Source organism: Microbacterium sp., from assembly GCF_017305435.1.
Lineage (GTDB): Bacteria > Actinomycetota > Actinomycetes > Actinomycetales > Microbacteriaceae > Microbacterium.
Map to the genome: position 1 here is coordinate 1 of NZ_JAFKIP010000005.1, position 16,399 is coordinate 16,399.

Here is a 16,399-nt window from a genome sequence, read left to right on the forward strand (position 1 = left end):
AGGGTCGTCAAGGCAGACTGGTTCTGGGTCATCGTGGGATCTCTTCTTTGCTTCTTGCCGGAAACAACTGGTCATCCCACGGTGGCCCCCCATCGTCTACAACGACGAGACCCCCGCGGGAAGTGACACCACGCTATGGGACTCACCCGCGGGAACCTACAGTAGATGTAGGGACCTATTGAACTTCGGGTAGATGTAGGGACCTATTGAAGTTGTCCGTTTCGCAGGGGACATGTCCGCGCGGTGTCCATCTGGACATTTCGGCCAGCGGCGTGCGTCGGGAGGCGGTGAGCTGGTGCATTGTGACGCAGCTCCAGGGAACGACCGACTCGGCGCCAGCGGCATGATGGTTTCTGTGACCCTACGACTTCCGGCTGAGCGACTGCGTGAGATTCCATCGCTGACGGGAGAGCCTCAGAGCCTCGCGATGGGCGGATTGCCCATCGATCCCGTGGCACTCTTCGTCGAGTGGTTCGATCATGCACTTGAAGCAGGAGTCGCCGAGCCCCACGCGGCCACGCTCGCTACCGTGGACCGAAGCGGGATTCCGGATGCCAGGACGTTGATCCTGAAGAGCCTGGATGAGCGAGGTTGGGCCGTAGCCGGATCGCGGTTCTCTCAGAAGGCGGAGCATCTCGCCGTACAACCAGCGGCCGCGCTCAACTTTTGGTGGCAGCCGATCATGCGGGCAGTGCGCGTGCGAGGAGTCGTTGAGGAAGCATCCCGCGCCGAGAGCGATGCCGACCTCGCCGCTCGTTCGGCATCTGCGCGAGCTGGAATCGAGCCCGGTGAGTGGGTGGTCTGGCGTATCCGGCCAGTACGTGTGGAGTTCTGGCAGGCCTCCTTCGATCGCAGACATACTCGCATCGTGTACACGCGAGCCGACGGCGGCTGGTCCATCGACAATGGCCTCGTTGCTCGCGACGGCATCGAAGACGGGAGCGGTGAAGAGCAGTGAGCGACTACGAGATCACATCCATCGGTTGCCTCGACTCGTGGCGGGACCACTTCGGCGGGTTCGACTACGCCCGTTCGCGCGATGGCCGACGAGTGGTCGATCACGAGCTCACGATGACGTACATCGGGCTCACTGCCAACGCACTCGAGCCGGGAGAAGAAGCCGGGTACTGGCATAGTCACTCGCGCATCGAAGAGCTCTACGTCTTCCTCGATGGGCGGGGAGAGATGGGGCTGGACGACGACCTGGTGCAGGTGTCTAGTGGCAGTGTCGTCCGCGTCGGGCCGGGCGTGTGGCGCACGTGGCGGGCACGGCCCGACAGCGCCGGTCAGTTGCGATGGCTGTGCATCCGAGCGGGAGGAGAGCAACTACCCGCGATGCCGGACGACAGCTCCCGCAATCCGACGAAGCCAATGCCGTGGGCCGATGAACCAAGATCGGCCTAGAAGGCACAGTCGAGATCGGGTGAGTCGTCCACGACACAGATATTTCGACGTTCGGTCGCGCTGATCGCGCGGATCGACGAGATTTCCGAGCGGGAACCTACAGGAGCTGTGGGGTTACGCCGGAGTTGTCCGTTTCGCAGCTGAAACGTCCATGGTGCGTCCATCTGGACACTTCGGCCGAGATCGCGAGCTCTGACAGCATTGGCGGCTGACGTTCGCGGAATGGGCTCTCCTCGACAGTGGAGTCAGGTGTGATTCCGATCGAGTGCGCGCGCTCCTACATCTCGATTTCGTCGAGATCGGGCATCCGGTACGCGTTCTGGACCCTGACGCTGACCTCCGCGAAAGGGCCGGGCGACCCGCTTTCCCCTTCTATTATCCTCCACGATCCCGGGCTTGCGGCAAGGCCCCCTCAGTGAGGCAGAATCGCTGATCGCGCGCCATTTCGACCAGGCGCACCGATGGCGAGGGAGCGGGATGCCGAGAACCGATGACAGCACGAGTGCGTTCGCCCTGCCCGAACGTCTGCATCGCAAGACCGACCCCGCGCTGATCGCCGACGACGAGATCCGTTTCGCGGCGATCGGCGCAGCGCTCGCCGACGACACAGCGCGCACGAGCGCCCGGCTCGATGCTCTCCGCCGCGAACCGGCGTCGGCGGGGCAGCGCGCGCTGGAACGAGACCTCGAGATCCGCGCCGAGTCCGCGCGCCTGCAGGTGCTGCGGCGTTTCGGGCTCGACGCGTGCATCGGGCGGATGGTCGGCACGGATGGGACGGTGACGTACATCGGTCGGTTCGGACTCGCGGGCGACGGCGAGGAGCGCCTGCTGACGGACTGGCGGGCGCCGGCATCCGCCCCGTTCTTCGCGGCGAGCGGCGCCGATCCGATGGGCCTCGCGAATCGGCGGCGCTACCGCTGGCGCGGGGGGCGCGTCGTGGACTACTGGGACGAGGTGTTCGTGCCTGACGGCATTGACCGGACCTCCGCGCTGGACGACCAGTCGGCGTTCATCGCGAGCCTCGGCGCGAGCCGCTCGCCGAAGATGAGGGACGTGCTCGCGACGATCCAGTCGGACCAGGATGCGATCATCCGCACGAACGCGCGCGGCGCTCTGGTCGTCGACGGCGGCCCCGGGACGGGCAAGACCGTCGTCGCACTGCATCGCGCCGCTTACCTGCTCTACGCTGACGCGCGTCTGCAGCACGGGAGCGGCGGGCTGCTGTTCGTCGGGCCGCATCGACCCTATGTCGCCTATGTCGACGACGTGCTGCCGAGCCTCGGCGAGGACGGCGCGCTCGTGTGCGCTCTTGACGACCTCGTCGCCATATCGGGCGACGTCGGGAAGGAGACGGAGGCCGCGGTGCGCCGCGTGAAGGGCGACGGTCGCATGATCGACGCGGTCGAGGCCGCGGTGACGCTGTGGCAGCGTCCGCCGCGCCGCGCGCAGGCGATCGAGACCGCGTGGGGCGCCGTCCTCGTGATGCCTGCCGACTGGGCGGAGGTGTTCGCCGAGGTCGACACCATGCCGCACAACGCCCTGCGTTCCCGGGCGTGGGAGCGCCTGCTCGACCTGGTCGAAGAGCGCATCGACGATGACCGCGACGGCGACCGTGACCCGTGGGCGGAGGAGGGCTTCGACGCCTACGGTTCGGGTTGGGACGACGACGAATCGGTGCGCGAGGTGCTGGAGAACGACGCCGAGCTGCGCGAGCTGTTCGATCGCGCCTGGCCCCTCCTCGACCCCGACGCGCTGCTGCGCGGACTGCTCACCTCACCCGACATGCTCGCCCGCTGCGCCGCGTGGATGACTGCCGCGGAGATCGCCGTGATCACCGCCGCCGCGCGCGACCGCGACGCCGCATGGACCGACGCCGACCTGCCGCTCCTCGACGCCGCGCGGCTCCTGGTCGGCGACCCCCGCGCGGAGGTCCGCGCCCGCCGCGCGCAGCGTGAAGCGGCGGAGGAGAAGCGGATCATGTCCGATGTCGTCACCGACCTCATCGCCGCGGACGACGGCGACCTGCGCATCATGTCGATGCTGCGCGGGCAGGATCTGCGCCGCACGCTCACCGATGCCGCGGCATCCCCCTCCGATCGCTACGCGGGGCCGTTCGCCCACATCGTCGTCGACGAGGCGCAGGAGCTCACCGATGCGCAGTGGCGCATGTTGCTGCGGCGCTGCCCATCCGGGAGCCTCACGATCGTCGGTGATCGCGCCCAGGCGCGGCGGGGATTCGCCGAGTCGTGGGAAGAGCGCCTTGCCCGTGTCGGCGTCGCCCGCGTCGCGGTCGCGACGCTCACGGTGAACTACCGCACGCCGGAGGAGGTGATGGATGCCGCAGGCCCCGTCATCCGAGCGGTGCTGCCCGACGCGAATGTGCCCACGTCGATCCGCCGCACCGGCGTGCCCGTGCACATCGGCCGCCGCGCCGAGCTGGCCGCCGTGGTCGCCGAGTGGGAGCGGGAGAGCGGCGACGGCACGGCGGTCGTCGTCGGCGCGCCGGACTTCGCCCCGAGCGAGCGCGTACTCTCGCTCGATCCCGTGCTCGTGAAGGGGCTCGAGTTCGACCTCGTCGTGCTCGTCGACTCGGAACGCTGGGGCGAGGGTCTCATCGGCGCCGTCGACCGCTACGTGGCTATGACTCGTGCGACGCAGCGCCTCGTCGTGCTCAACGGGTGAGGCTTCCGGGGCGGGTGCCCTACTCCCGGGTCGCGACGAGGATCGTCGCCGAGCCGTCCGGCTCGTGCACCTCGATGTCGCATGTGAAGGCTCGGCGCAGCGCACCGGCGGCGGTGTCCGCCCACACGCGACCCCACGCTGCGATGAGCGCCGCGGGCATCTCGCCCGAGGCGGGGTAGGCCTCGCGCGGCGCTTCGGCGAGGTGGACGGCGGCGTAGTGCGGCGGCAGGTCCGCCGCGGCATCCACCCCCACGCCGACGACCTGCGTGTATGCGCCAGACTCGTCGGAGTCGTAGTCGAAGAGCGCGGCGTACAGGCGCGCGTCGGCGCGCGCGGCCAGGTTCAGCAGTGCGTCGTCGGCGAGCACGCGACCCCACAGGGCGCCCAGCTGCGCGCGCTGCGGATCGGCCTCGGCGGCGTTCGTCGTGCGGGCGAGATGTCCGATGATGACGGCGGGAAGAACGCTCACCGGCAGAGCCTATCCGGCGCTCAGCGCTGCCAGAACACCACGGCGCACAGCAGCCGCGTCTCGTCGTCGGCACCCTCGGGCGGGTCGATCGCGGGCGGGAAGGAGCCCCCGGGCGCAGCGAGGCGGGGATGGCCGCGGGCAGCAGAGGTGGCCACGGGCAGCGGGGAGGAGCACCGAGGCGCCCCTCCCCGCTGTGTCACGGCCGCGCGTTCATACGTCGACGGCGGGCGATCACTATCCCCGCCGCGCCTAGGGCCAGCAGCGCCGACGCGGCTGCGACGGCAGCCCACGGCGCATGACCGCCGGTCGATGCCAGCGACCCCGCCGGCACGATCGTGATCGCCGCGCGGATGGGGTCGTGCCCGGCCGAGGTGATCACCAGGGTGTGGGCGCCGGTGGGGAGTGCGGCGGGGATCGTCGCGCGGATCACGACGCGTCCGCTCGCATCGGCCGCGGGGATGCCGGTCAGCACATACGGGTCGCTGTGGATCTCAGCGCCGATGACCTGCCCGGGGGCGAGTCTGCTGACGGTGACCAGCAGGGCGCCGCCCTGCTCGAACCTGCCGTCTCCGACATCCACCGTCGCCCAGGAGCTCGGTGACGCCGAAGAGCTCGGCGACGCCGACGGCGAGCTCGTCGCAGTCGGCGACGGGCTCGGCGCGAGCGCGACGGCCGCGGTGGAGCCCGACACCCGGGAGACCGGGTGGTAGCCGTCGGCGGTGAGCGAGACCCGCGCGGTGAGTTCGGCGCCCACCAGCGCGGCGTCCGGTGTGAAGGAGGATGCCGCAGCCCCCTCGATCGCTACACCGTCGGCGAACCACTGGTAGGACAGCGTCGCGCCGGGCGTCGAGCTGTTCGCCGTCGCCACGAGCTCGGTACCGACGTGCGGATCGCCGGCGATCACGGGGGTGCCGAGCTCGGCATCGCCTGTGGTGTCGAAGCTCTGCCAAGTGCCGGCGTACTCCACCCGGCCCTGGCTCGGCTTCGTCCAGTCGCACACGCCCGTCGAGAACGTGGCGAGCAGGCGCGTCCACTGATCGTCGGTGATGCCCGGATAGTCACCGCGCACGGGGGTGGCCAACTGGCATTTCAGCACGTCGCGTGCCAACCCCTCCCCAGCGACGTGCCGGGGCTCCGAGTGATACGGGAACAGCTGGTTGCACGTGGAGGTCGGGTTGTCGTAGTCGAGCTGCTCCGAGACGAACCCGTTGTCGGTGTAGCAGCCGTCGCCGAGGCCCGCGGGGCGCGCGGCGACGGTGCGCTCCCGATCGCCGAAGCCGCCGAGCTCGACGATGTTGTCGAGCCACTCCTCCAGTTTGTTCAACGCATCGCTGTACATGAAGCTCGAGTACCACGCGTCCTTGCTGGTCCAGCTGACATGGGTGTCGGCGTTGCCGTAGGCGTCCAGCATCCGCTCACGGATGATGGCGCTGCGGTAGCGCTCGTGGAAGTCGCCGGTGAGGTCGGTGTACTTGCGCATCTCGATGACGGGCGTGTAGGCGAGGCCACCGGTCATCATGTTCACCCGCCCGGTGCGGAAGGCCTGCTCGATCGCGGCGACGCTCGCCTCGGAGCGGGCGGCGGTGCGGTTGCCGTCGACATCCATGCCGCCGGCCTTCTCGTTGAGCGTGACGAACTGCTCTGCCGAGATGACGCCGTCCTGGTAGGCCTGCAGACCGTACTGCACGCCGACGTTGTCGGGGATGACGCGCTGGCCGCGGCCCTGGTCGTCGGTGCCGTACACGTTCTTGACCATGTCGGAGATGGTGCAGCGCAGGCCGTCCGGGTTCGACGTCGACCACCGGTCACCCACGGGGACGGCGGCGTTGCAGCCCGACTTCGGGTTGTCGACGCCGGTGAACCACGTGAACCCGGTGCAGGTCTGCAGCTGCGCCTGGCCCGTGACGGCGAGCTTCTGGGCGGTGGACCAACCGGCGCCGGCAGGGGTGCCCCAGAAGTCGAGCAGGTTGACGCAGTCGTGTCCTCCCACGGTGGTGGTGCGCTCGTCGGGGAAGCCGATCTCGCCCATCACGCCGTCGATGATGCCGGGGTAGTTGTTGGACAGCAGCAGCTGCTGCATCGTGCCGGCGGAGCCGCCGGAGCCGATCGTGTAGACGGGCGGGCCGACCTGCTCGACCACGTGCTCCTTGACCATCATCGCGGTCTCGGCGCTGGTCACGTCGTTGCAGTTCTGGGCGTAGACGTTGAAGGTGGCGGAGGCGACGATGTAGCCGCGCGAGAGCAGCAGGTCGTTCTCGACGCCGCCGGTGCCGGTGCCCTGCCAGTAGCCGACGCCGCAGGCGCCGCCGAAGGTGTAGGCGAGCTTGCCGTTCCAGCCGGCGGCGCGGGCCGTGTAGCTCGGCGCCGGGTCGGTGGGACCGGCGAGCATCGCGGTCTCGTAGACGCCGCGGTTGATCGTTCCGCGCTCGATCCGCACAACGTAGGGCACCTGGCGGCCCTCGACCGTGGCGGTATTGAGGTTGGCGGGCACGCTGCCGTCGGTCGGGTAGTCGGCCCATCCGCCGCCGGTGGTGCGATAGCGGAAGGTCACCTTGGGCTCCGCGACGTGGCAGTTCGCGTCGGTCTCGCCGAGGTTCCACGGCGCACCGGAGGCGGTGCAGTACATCGGATGCTGGGGGCCGGAGAACACGGGCCCGGTGATCGGGTGGTTGGTCACTTCGAGCTTCGTGGTCGCCGAGCCGGACGTGGCCACGAGCTCGCTGACACCCACGGGCAGCCCCTCGACCAGGCCGACCAGCCGGCCGTCGACGACGGAGAAGGCGGCGGTCACGTCGCGTCCGTCGGCGGTGACCCGGGCATCGGCATCCGCGCCGGTGAGCGCGATGAGCGCGTCCCCGCCGGTGACCGTGTCGGCGCGGCCGGAGAGCACCGACAGAGTGATCTCGTCTGCGGCGACGGCCGGGGGCGCGGGTGCGGCCAGCGCCGCCATCAAGCCGATCGCGGCAGTCGCGCACACGAGCAGTCGCGCGCGGGATCGTCGTTGTCTGAACATGGGTCGTCCTCCGATTGACGTCATCGTCATGAGGCATGCGTCGTTGCACCCTCTCGGGGATGAGAGTAGAAGTAATGCTGACGCTCGTCAACAGAACTTTACATAAGCTTCTTTCAGCCGAAGCGCTGAGACGTGACGAGACCGTCGAGTCCGGGTGCGATCTGGGCGATATGTGCGCGCACGCGCTCCTCTGCCGCAGGGCCGAGCGCGTTGTAGATGCTGACGAAGGCTTCGCGGGCGCGCGCGCGGGGCCAGTCCGGTGGCATGAGCGTCATGGGGTGTCCCGGGTCCGCATGACGGAAGGACTGCCACGTGAGCATGAACGACGTGCGGAGGGCGAGCGCGGCGTGCGGGTGCGGACCCGCGACCACCGGCTCCGTGCAGTCGCCCAGCCTCGCCAGGAACTCCTCGTACTCGCCGCGGAGCGAGGTGAGGTCCCAGGCCCGCATCGGAGTGTCGCCGGTCGCCACGGTCAGCGCCCCCCGCAGCGACGCGATCTCGAGGACCCCGAGCGACGCGAGCTCGGCGGTGATGCGACTGACCGAATCGAAGGGTGAGATCCACACGCCGTCGTAGAGCGGCGCATAGCCGAGCCAGCGCAGACGGGTCCGGGCGGCATGACGGAGTGGGCGGTTCTTCTCGGGGATCGAGAAGAATATCGCGCTCCACAGGCCGTCCCAATCGGGGTCTTCCTGGCCGAACCGGCGCAGCCAGTCGGCCTCTTCCGTCATGATGGCCCGTCCGCGGTCGGTGAGCGCGTGGCTGGTCCGACGGCCCGTCTTGGTCATCTCCAGCAAGCCGCGGTCGGTGAGCCGAGCGAGGGAGGCACGCGCCGCCGGCGCTTTGACCCCCAGGTCCGCCATCGAGGCGAGGACCGCTCCCGTGGGCAACGACTCGGGGACTCCCCACCAGTAGTCCCCGAAGAGCGTCAGGATCTGGTGCGCGGGTGAGCGCTTGCGTCCGATCGTGGGCGAAGGAGTCGGCAACGTGTCACTCACCGGCCCATTCTCGCAGCGGATCCCCGGGTTCTTCCGGTGGCGCGCGCCGACGAGCGGCCTCGCAACGACTGCCACGTGCGAGGCGCGTCGGGCGCACGACGGGCGAGTCCGCAGCCGGCGCCGGCGCTCGTGCGAACCACCCCCACGCACCATGGGGGTGCCTACGATGGCGGGATGAGAATCGTCCTGACCGGCGCGACCGGGTACATCGGCTCCTCCGTCCTCGCAGCGCTCGTCGCGCGCGGCCACGACGTGATCGCGCCCGTGCGCAGCGCGGCATCCGCCGCCACGGCGACGGGCGCGGGCGCCACCGCAGTCGTCGGCGACATCACCGACGCGTCATTCCTCGTGCCGCTCCTGCAGAACGCGGATGCCGCGATCCACCTCGCCGCGTCGCGCGCGGGCGACGGCCCGCAGTTCGACGGCGCCGTGGCGGATGCCGTGATCTCCGCCTTCTCCGGCTCCGGCAAGCCCTACGTCCACACCGGCGGCCTGTGGATCCACGGCCCCTCCGACGACCTCACGGAGGAGACGCCGTTCGCCCCGCCCGCGCTCGTCGCGTGGCGTGAGGGCGTCGAGTCACGCCTCGAGGCGGCCGACCTCGCACTCTCGATCGTGGAGCCCGGCATCGTCTACGGGCACGCCGCCGGCATCCCGGCATCCCTTGCCGATGCGCCGAGGGATGCCGAGGGCCGTCTCACGGTCGTCGGTGACGGCACTCAGCACTGGGCGACCGTGCACGTCCATGACGTCGCCGACCTCTACGCGCTGATCGTCGAGAGTCCGGTCCCGGCCGGGCGTATGCTCGCGCTCAGCGGACAGAACCCGACGGTCGCCGAGCTCGGCGAGGCCTTCGCGGGCGGGCCGGTCGTGCCGGAAGGCGCGGATGCCTCGCGCGCCCGCCTCGGCGCGGCCTACGCCGACGCGCTCATGCTCGACCAGCAGGGCCGCGGCGCGAAGGCGCGGTCGCTCGGCTGGACGCCCTCGCGCGCGTCGCTTCTCGAGGAGATCCGAGCGGGGCACTACGCCGCCGCGCGCGAGTGACCGGTGCGGCGCTGCCGACTCTGCCGTGTCGTTTCGGGAGGGGCGCGGGCGGGTCTACGCTCGCCGCATGTGCCGCAACATCCGCGTCCTCCACAACTTCGAACCGCCGACGACCGATGACGAGGTGCGCGAGGCCGCGCTGCAGTTCGTCCGCAAGGTGAGCGGGTCGACCCGCCCGTCGCGCGCCAACGCCGAGCCGTTCGACAGAGCGATCGACGAGATCGCGCTCGCCACCCGGCGTCTCCTCGATGCCCTCGTCACGAACGCTCCGCCCAAGAGCCGCGAGGCGGAGGCGATCAAGGGCCGGGCGCGCCACGAGGCGCGGATGGAACGCGAGGTGCGGATGCGCACGGCATCCTGAGCAGACGCGTCGAGCACGCCGGGCTGCTGTCATTCGGCGCGCGCACCCGTGAGGGCGGCATCCGACGACGGCAGGCGGATGCCGCGGACGATCAGGTATATCGCGAGCCAGATCTCGAACGCGAAGATCGGGACGGCGCACACGCCCGCGATCGCGCCGCTCAGGGGGATGACTCCGAACAGCTGTGCGAGGTCGCTCACCAGCACGAGCGCACCCCCGATCACTCCCAGCGCCGCGAGCGCGCGCGGCACCGCCTGCGATGAGAGCAGCAGCGACCCCAGCACGACCGTGTTCACGCCGATGACGAGACCCTGACCGACCAGGAACGACGCCGTGTGCATCACGGTGAGCCCGGCCGTCGCCTCAGCGGAGAGCGGCACAAGCGTCCGGGCGACCATCGGGAGCGTGCCCGCGAGGATCACAGCGGCCTCGACAGCGCGGAGCCCAGCGAACGTCGCGGCGCGGGAGGGTCCGGCGGGGGCCAGTAGCAGCCAGAGCAGGATGCCGGTGCCGAGGCATCCGAGAGCCAGAGCGAACTCGAGGGCGACGCCCAGTGTCAGCTCGCCGGCGCCGTACGCGGCGACGGCTGTCACCGAGGTGACGTGGGTGACGAGATACAGCACACCCGCGGTGCGCGCGTACGTCCGTGCGATGTCGTTCATAGTGCCCTCTCGCAGAGGTATACGGCGTATACCAATTGACGCCGAGCGTACGGTCTACGGTGTATACGTGTCAACAGTCGCGCGCCGTCCTCCGCTCGACCGGGCGGGAGTGGTTTCCGCCGCGATCGCCCTGGCCGATGCGCGAGGGCTCGAAGCGACGACGATGCGGGGGCTCGCAGACGTGCTCCAGGTCACACCGATGGCCCTGTACAAACACGTCGCCCACCGTGAGCAGCTGATCGACGAGATGGTGGATCGCGTCGTCGGTGACATCGGTGACAGTGCACCCCTGACGGTGGGCGCGAACGGAGCGACCGGGGACTGGCGTGCCGCGGTCCGCGGGCGCATCCTCGCGGCGCGCGGCATCCTGAGCCGGCATCCTTGGGCGCAGAACGCGATCGAGACACGCACCACGGCGAGCTCCGTCGTCCTCGCCCACATGGACGCGCTCATGGCCGCGATGTTCGCCGGCGGGCTCTCCGCCGATCTCGTACACCACGGCATGCATGCACTCAGCACGCGCATGTGGGGTTTCACGCGCGACGTGATGCCGACACCGACAGCCCCCGACGACCCGGAGGAGCGTGCGGTGGCGCTGGATGCCTTCGTGTCCGCCTATCCCGCGATCGCCCGCATGATGACCACGTCGCCGCACGCGGGCGCGGCGTGCGACGACGACGAGGAGTTCGCGTTCGCCCTCGATCTGCTCCTCGACGGCCTCCAGCGGCGCCACGAGGAGGGCTGGTCGTCCTCCTCGTGACGTCGAGCGCCTTTCACCTGACGCGTGTGCCGGAATCGCCGTCGGCTTTTCCGGCACACGAGTCAGTCGAACCGGAGTCGACTCAGGCGGGCGCGAGCCAGACCGTCTGTTCGGCGGCGACGACACCGGTGGATGCCGCGGCGTCGGCATCCACCGGCGCGCTCGTGAGCAGCACGGCACCGGCCCCTTCGGGGAGGGGATACGGCTCCGTGCCGAAGTTCGTCACGACCTGCCACCCGTTCGGGCGCGCGAAGTGCAGCACATCAGCACGGTCGGTGTCGATCCACACGAGTTCCTCGGCGGTCTGGAGGTCGTGCCGCAGCGCGAGCGCGCGGCGGTACATCGAGAGCGTCGAGTCGGGGTCGGCCTCCTCCGCGGCGACGGAATGGCCGGCGAACCACGCCGGTTGCGGCAGGTGGGCGCCGCCGTCGCCGAAGCCGAAGGACGGGCCCTCGGTCGTCCACGGGAGCGGCACGCGGCATCCATCCCGTCCGTACTGCTCCTGGTGCGTGCGGAAGTACGTCGGGTCCTGCCGCTGGTCGCCGGGGATCTCGGCGACCTCGTGCAGCCCGAGCTCCTCGCCCTGGTAGAGGTAGGCCGATCCGGGCAGGCCGAGCAGGAAGAGCGTCGCCGCGCGCGCCCGGCGCTCGCCGCCGACGCGATCGAGCCGCGCCTGGTCGGCTCCCGACTCGAGCCACCCGGCGCCGTGCCTGCGCGGCACCGCGCCGTCCTCGTCGACCGCGGGGAGGTCCCGCAGCCCGTAGCGCGTCGCGTGCCGGAAGACGTCGTGATTGGACAGCACCCACGTCGACGACGACCCCGACCGCGCGGCGAGGTCGATGTTGTGCGTCACGATCGCGCGGAACTGCCCCGCGTCGAAATCGGCGACGAGCAGGTCGAAGTTGAACGATTGCCCGAGGCTCTCCGGGCTCGCGTACTTCGGGACGCGGTCGGATGCGACCCACGCCTCGGCGACCGCCGTGCGCGGCGGGTCGTACGAGTCGAAGACCTCGCGCCACTGGGCGTACACCTCGTGCACGTCGTCGCGGTCGAGGAGCGGGTGGTTGCCGTCGACGGGGATCGCCGCGAGCTCGGCCGCCGACGGCAGCGGCTCGCTGAGATCCTTCGTCAGCATGTGCGCGACGTCGATGCGGAACCCGTCGACGCCCCGGTCGGACCAGAACCGCAGCGTCCTCACGAAGTCGGCGCGGACCTCGGGGTGCGCCCAATTCAGGTCGGGCTGCTCGATCGCGAAGCTGTGCAGGTACCACTGTCCGTCGGCGACCCGCACCCAGGCGCTGCCGCCGAACGCCGCCGTCCAGTCCGTGGGCGGCTCGGCGCCGTCGGGACCCGACCCCTCGCGGAAGATGTAGCGCTCCCGCGCCGCCGATCCGCGCCCGGCCGCCAGTGCCTCTCGGAACCAGGCGTGCTGGTCGGAGGTGTGGTTCGGCACGATGTCGATCACGACCTTCAGCCCCCGCGCGTGCAGCGCTGCGAGCATGTCGTCGACATCGGCGAGGGTTCCGAGGCGCGGATCCACGTCGCGGTAGTCGGCGACGTCGTACCCGCCGTCGGCGAGCTCGGACGGGTAGAACGGGCTGAGCCACACCGCGTCGATGCCGAGCTCGGCGAGGTAGTCGGCGCGGGAGAGGATGCCGCGGATGTCGCCGAGGCCGTCACCGTCGGCATCCGCGAAGCTGCGGGGGTAGATCTGGTAAACGGTCGCCTGCCGCCACCACGGCGGGGTGTCGGCGAGGGCGTCGAGCGGAAGACGGGCGGCGTCGATCGAGACGGTCACGGAGAAGGGGCCTTTCGGGTCAGAGGATCGGGGGTCCGGGTGTCGACCGATCGGGGAATCGACAGATCGAGACGGCGGCGGAGGGCGTGTCAGCCCTTGACGGCCCCCTGCGTGACGCCCTCCATCACCCAGCGCTGAGTGAAGAGATAGACGACGATCGCAGGGGCCATGGCCATGAGGTAGGACGCGAACGACACGTTGTAGTTGTTGCTGAACTGCGTCTGGAACAGGTTCTGCCGCACCGGCAGCGTCTGCAGGGCCGGGTCGGAGATGATGAGCGACGGCATCATGAAGTCGTTCCAGGCGTACAGGAACGCGAAGATGCCGACCGTCGCGCTCATGGGGGCGAGGAGCGGGAAGATCAGCCTCCAGAACGTCTGCCACGTGGATGCCCCGTCGATGCGGGCGCTCTCCTCCAGCTCGAGGGGGATCGACCTCAGGAACGCGGTGAACAGCAGCACGCTGAAGCTCAGCTGGAACATCGTCGCGAGGATCATCACACCGAACGGATTGTCGAGCCCGACGCGGCCGGTCAGCTGGATCTGGGGCAGCGCGACGACGGGGAACGGGATGAACATCGCGGCGAGCAGGTAGAAGAACGAGTACCGGAACAGACGCCGATCCCAGTTGCGCACGATCGCGTACGACGCGAACGCCGCCAGGACGATCGTCGCGCACACGGTGCCCGCCGTCACGAGCAGCGAGATCGTGGCGCCCACCGGGAACTTCGTGAGGTTCCACGCCTGTACGAATCCATCGACCGAGAAGGGAGCGGGCAGCGAGAACGCATTGCCGTCGACGGCCTGGCCGGTCGTCTTGAACGCCATCGAGATCGTGACGTAGAGGGGCAGCAGCACCGTCACCGCGCAGAGGATGAGGATGATCGTCGTCGACCAGTTGACCCGTTCGAGACCCGGGCGCGGGGTGCGCGTGCGGCGCCCGGCGCGACGCGCGTCGACGGTGACCTCGGCCTGTTCGAAAGCGAGGGCCGGCTGTGTGGTGGTCATCAGAACTGGTTCCTTCCGCGCGTGAGCGAGAGCTGGAGGACGGAGATGAGCACGGCGACGATGAAGAAGATGGTCGCGTTGGCCATCTGGTAGGCGTAGTCGCCGCCGTTGAAGCCGGCGATGATCGTCATCGCGATGCTGCGGGTCGCCGTTCCCGGACCGCCGTTCGTGAGGCCGACGATGATGTCGTAGGCGTTGAGGAAGCCCTTGAAACCGAGGATGACGTTGATCACGACGTATCCCGCGACGAGCGGCAGCGTGATGCGCACGAGCTGCTGCGCCTTGCTGGCGCCGTCCAGGTCGGCGGCTTCGTACACGTCGCCCGGCACCGACAGCAGGCCCGCGATGTAGATGAGGAGCGTCCCGGGGATCGCCTGCCAGGCCGTCACGATGACGATCGCGACCCACGCCAGGTCGGGGTTCGCGAGCAGGCTCGTCTCGAGCCACGGGATGCCGATCGCGCCGCCCGCGGCCGGCAGCGAGTTCGAGAAGAGGAAGTTGAAGACGTAGGCGATGATGATGCCCGAGATCACCATCGGGATGACGAAGATCGCGCGCAGGCCCGTCTTGAAGCGGATTCGCGAGGTGAGCCCGACCGCGAGGAGGAAGGCGAGGACGTTCACCACGATGACGCACGCGATCGACAGCCCGAACGTGAACAGGTAGCTCTGCAGGATGGCCGGATCGCTGAACAGCGCGATGTAGTTCGTCAGTCCGATGAAGTTCCAGTCGCCGATGCCGATGGAGTCCGTGAAGCTGAAGAAGATGCCGATGACGCCCGGCACCGTGATCGCCAGCGTGAACAGCACGAGGCTCGGCAGCAGGAACAGATAGTAGATCGGCTCGACGCGGCGGGTGCTGCGCCGAGCGGTCTGGTTCCCCTGCGTGACGAGGGTCGACGTCGTGGTCATCGCTGACCCTCCTCTTCTGCACTGGCGGGCTGGCGGAACGCGAGGCGCGCCCAGTCCTGGTCCATGGTGCGCAGGATGGATGCCGACGAGCCGTCGAACACCATCGCCTGCGCGTAGTTGAAGACCGGGATCGTCTTCGGCACGAGGACGGACGGCCCCTGATAGACCTCGCCCGCGTTGTAGAAGGGGATCATGCCCGCGATACGGGGATCGTCCGGTTCGGTGGCGCCCGTGAGGGGGGTGAACCCGAGCTGCGAGGCGTTGTAGGCCTCGACGCGGTCGGGCTGGAACAGGTATTCCAGGAAGTCGCGGGCCGCCTCCTGGTGACGGGATCCTTCGGGGATCATCGCGGCGAGATCCATGTTGACCCGTACCTTGCGGTCGGCGGCATCGTCGGTCATGGGCATGGGGAAGGTCCCGAGCTGCAGGTCGGGCGACGTCTTCGCGATCTCGCTGAACGCCCATGGGCCCTGCAGGTACATGGCCGCCTCCCCCTTCGCGAAGGCGAGGTTCCCGTCGCCGTAGCCGCGGCTCGCGGCATCCGGGTTCGTGTATGTCGACGTGAGCTGCAGCATCTTCTCCGTCGCGCCGGCGAAGTCGTTCTCGAACGAGGCGGCCGAATCCGGGCCCACGTCCGCGCCCTGCGACTTCAGCCGGTCGAAGAAGTCGAGCACATCGAGCGAGCCGCCGACCGAGTAGTCGTACCAGCCCTGCCCAATGGTCCAGTCGTCCTTGAAGGTCGCGTAGAACGGCGTGACCCCTGCCGCCTTGAGCTTCTCGCAGACGTCGATGAGCTCGCTCCACGTGGCCGGAACGTCGAGGCCGTTGTCGGCGAAGATCTGCGTGTTGTAGATGACGGATGCCGCCATGACCGAGTACGGGAGTGCACTGATGCGTCCATCGCACTTGCCGTACTGGTCGAGGAGGGGCTGCAGGCTCTGGTCGGACTCGCCCGCGGCCTGAGTGCCGGACAGGTCGCTGAGCGCGCAGCGCTCGACGAACCGGGCGATCTCGTAGTTGTAGTTCGCGAGCATGATGTCGGGCGGATTGCCGCGCACGAAGCTCGCCGAGACGACGTCGACGCCCGACGTGTCCATGACGACCTGCACCCTGTCCTGGGAGGCGTTGTAGTCGTCGACGACCTTGTTCATGAAGTCGAGCGCCTCGCGTTTGCTGAAGGTGAAGCGGATCGTCTCCTTCCCGTCGGCGGAGCAGCCGGCGAGGGTGGTCGCCGCGAGGGCGGTCACCGCCAGCGCGGCGATGAAACGCCCTGCTCTTCGCGTTCGTGCA

General features: G+C 69.3%; 15 protein-coding genes. 6 read left to right on the top strand and 9 right to left on the bottom strand.

Annotation, left to right across the window (positions count from 1 at the left end):
- Nucleotides 1-451 precede the first annotated feature (451 nt).
- The 3 genes from J0I43_RS08505 (at nt 452) to helR (ending at nt 4,086) form a co-directional block, all read left to right on the top strand.
- The gene (locus J0I43_RS08505; RefSeq protein WP_292862008.1) at nt 452-958 is read left to right on the top strand and encodes a pyridoxal 5'-phosphate synthase; all 507 of its coding nucleotides are present in this window, start codon (nt 452-454) and stop codon (nt 956-958) included.
- Nucleotides 955-1,404, top strand: a complete 450-nt coding sequence (locus tag J0I43_RS08510) for a cupin domain-containing protein (protein WP_292862011.1) — start codon at nt 955-957, stop codon at nt 1,402-1,404. The genes J0I43_RS08505 and J0I43_RS08510 overlap by 4 nt, the downstream gene beginning before the upstream one ends.
- 477 nt (nt 1,405-1,881) lie before the next feature.
- Nucleotides 1,882-4,086 (top strand): RNA polymerase recycling motor ATPase HelR, encoded by a 2,205-nt coding sequence (helR, locus tag J0I43_RS08515; RefSeq protein WP_292862014.1) that lies wholly within the window; start codon nt 1,882-1,884, stop codon nt 4,084-4,086.
- A gap of 19 nt (nt 4,087-4,105) precedes the next feature.
- Here helR and J0I43_RS08520 read toward each other — a convergent pair whose 3' ends face one another.
- The 4 genes from J0I43_RS08520 to J0I43_RS08535 form a co-directional block, all read right to left on the bottom strand.
- Complete coding sequence (locus tag J0I43_RS08520; protein WP_292862017.1) at nt 4,106-4,555, bottom strand: GyrI-like domain-containing protein; 450 nt, start codon at nt 4,553-4,555, stop codon at nt 4,106-4,108.
- Nucleotides 4,556-4,575: 20 nt separating this feature from the next.
- Complete coding sequence (locus J0I43_RS08525; protein ID WP_292862020.1) at nt 4,576-4,710, bottom strand: hypothetical protein; 135 nt, start codon at nt 4,708-4,710, stop codon at nt 4,576-4,578.
- Between the two features lie 41 nt (nt 4,711-4,751).
- Nucleotides 4,752-7,568 (bottom strand): DUF6351 family protein, encoded by a 2,817-nt coding sequence (locus J0I43_RS08530; protein ID WP_292862022.1) that lies wholly within the window; start codon nt 7,566-7,568, stop codon nt 4,752-4,754.
- 113 nt (nt 7,569-7,681) lie between these two features.
- Nucleotides 7,682-8,566: a PaaX family transcriptional regulator C-terminal domain-containing protein gene (locus J0I43_RS08535; protein WP_292862025.1), complete on the bottom strand. Its 885-nt coding sequence runs from the start codon at nt 8,564-8,566 to the stop codon at nt 7,682-7,684.
- Nucleotides 8,567-8,740: 174 nt separating this feature from the next.
- Here J0I43_RS08535 and J0I43_RS08540 point away from each other — a divergent pair, with 174 nt between their 5' ends.
- Together J0I43_RS08540 and J0I43_RS08545 are read left to right on the top strand one after the other, a co-directional pair.
- Nucleotides 8,741-9,610, top strand: coding sequence for an NAD-dependent epimerase/dehydratase family protein (locus J0I43_RS08540; protein WP_292862028.1), 870 nt, complete (start codon nt 8,741-8,743; stop codon nt 9,608-9,610).
- A 67-nt stretch (nt 9,611-9,677) separates the two neighbouring features.
- A complete protein-coding gene (locus J0I43_RS08545; protein ID WP_292862031.1) occupies nt 9,678-9,971 on the top strand; it encodes a DUF2277 domain-containing protein in 294 nt (97 codons plus the stop codon).
- 29 nt (nt 9,972-10,000) lie between these two features.
- Here J0I43_RS08545 and J0I43_RS08550 read toward each other — a convergent pair whose 3' ends face one another.
- The gene (locus J0I43_RS08550; protein ID WP_292862034.1) at nt 10,001-10,633 is read right to left on the bottom strand and encodes a DUF4386 domain-containing protein; all 633 of its coding nucleotides are present in this window, start codon (nt 10,631-10,633) and stop codon (nt 10,001-10,003) included.
- A gap of 67 nt (nt 10,634-10,700) precedes the next feature.
- On the opposite strand from J0I43_RS08550, the gene J0I43_RS08555 reads away from it, so the two are divergent.
- Nucleotides 10,701-11,393, top strand: coding sequence for a TetR/AcrR family transcriptional regulator (locus tag J0I43_RS08555; protein WP_292862036.1), 693 nt, complete (start codon nt 10,701-10,703; stop codon nt 11,391-11,393).
- 82 nt (nt 11,394-11,475) lie between these two features.
- Here the strand turns inward: J0I43_RS08555 and J0I43_RS08560 are convergent, their stop codons facing one another.
- The 4 genes from J0I43_RS08560 to J0I43_RS08575 all read right to left on the bottom strand — a co-directional run bounded on the left by J0I43_RS08560 (nt 11,476) and on the right by J0I43_RS08575 (nt 16,371).
- A complete protein-coding gene (locus tag J0I43_RS08560; RefSeq protein WP_292862039.1) occupies nt 11,476-13,191 on the bottom strand; it encodes a glycoside hydrolase family 13 protein in 1,716 nt (571 codons plus the stop codon).
- An 89-nt stretch (nt 13,192-13,280) separates the two neighbouring features.
- Entirely contained in the window at nt 13,281-14,198 is a 918-nt protein-coding gene (locus J0I43_RS08565) for a carbohydrate ABC transporter permease (RefSeq protein ID WP_292862042.1), read from the bottom strand.
- Nucleotides 14,198-15,109 carry a carbohydrate ABC transporter permease gene (locus J0I43_RS08570; RefSeq protein WP_292862045.1) on the bottom strand — a complete coding sequence of 304 codons (912 nt, stop codon included), beginning with the start codon at nt 15,107-15,109 and terminating at the stop codon, nt 14,198-14,200. Before J0I43_RS08570 ends, J0I43_RS08565 begins: the two co-directional genes overlap by 1 nt.
- Nucleotides 15,106-16,371 (bottom strand): ABC transporter substrate-binding protein, encoded by a 1,266-nt coding sequence (locus tag J0I43_RS08575; RefSeq protein ID WP_292863214.1) that lies wholly within the window; start codon nt 16,369-16,371, stop codon nt 15,106-15,108. Before J0I43_RS08575 ends, J0I43_RS08570 begins: the two co-directional genes overlap by 4 nt.
- Between the last annotated feature and the right edge of the window lie 28 nt (nt 16,372-16,399).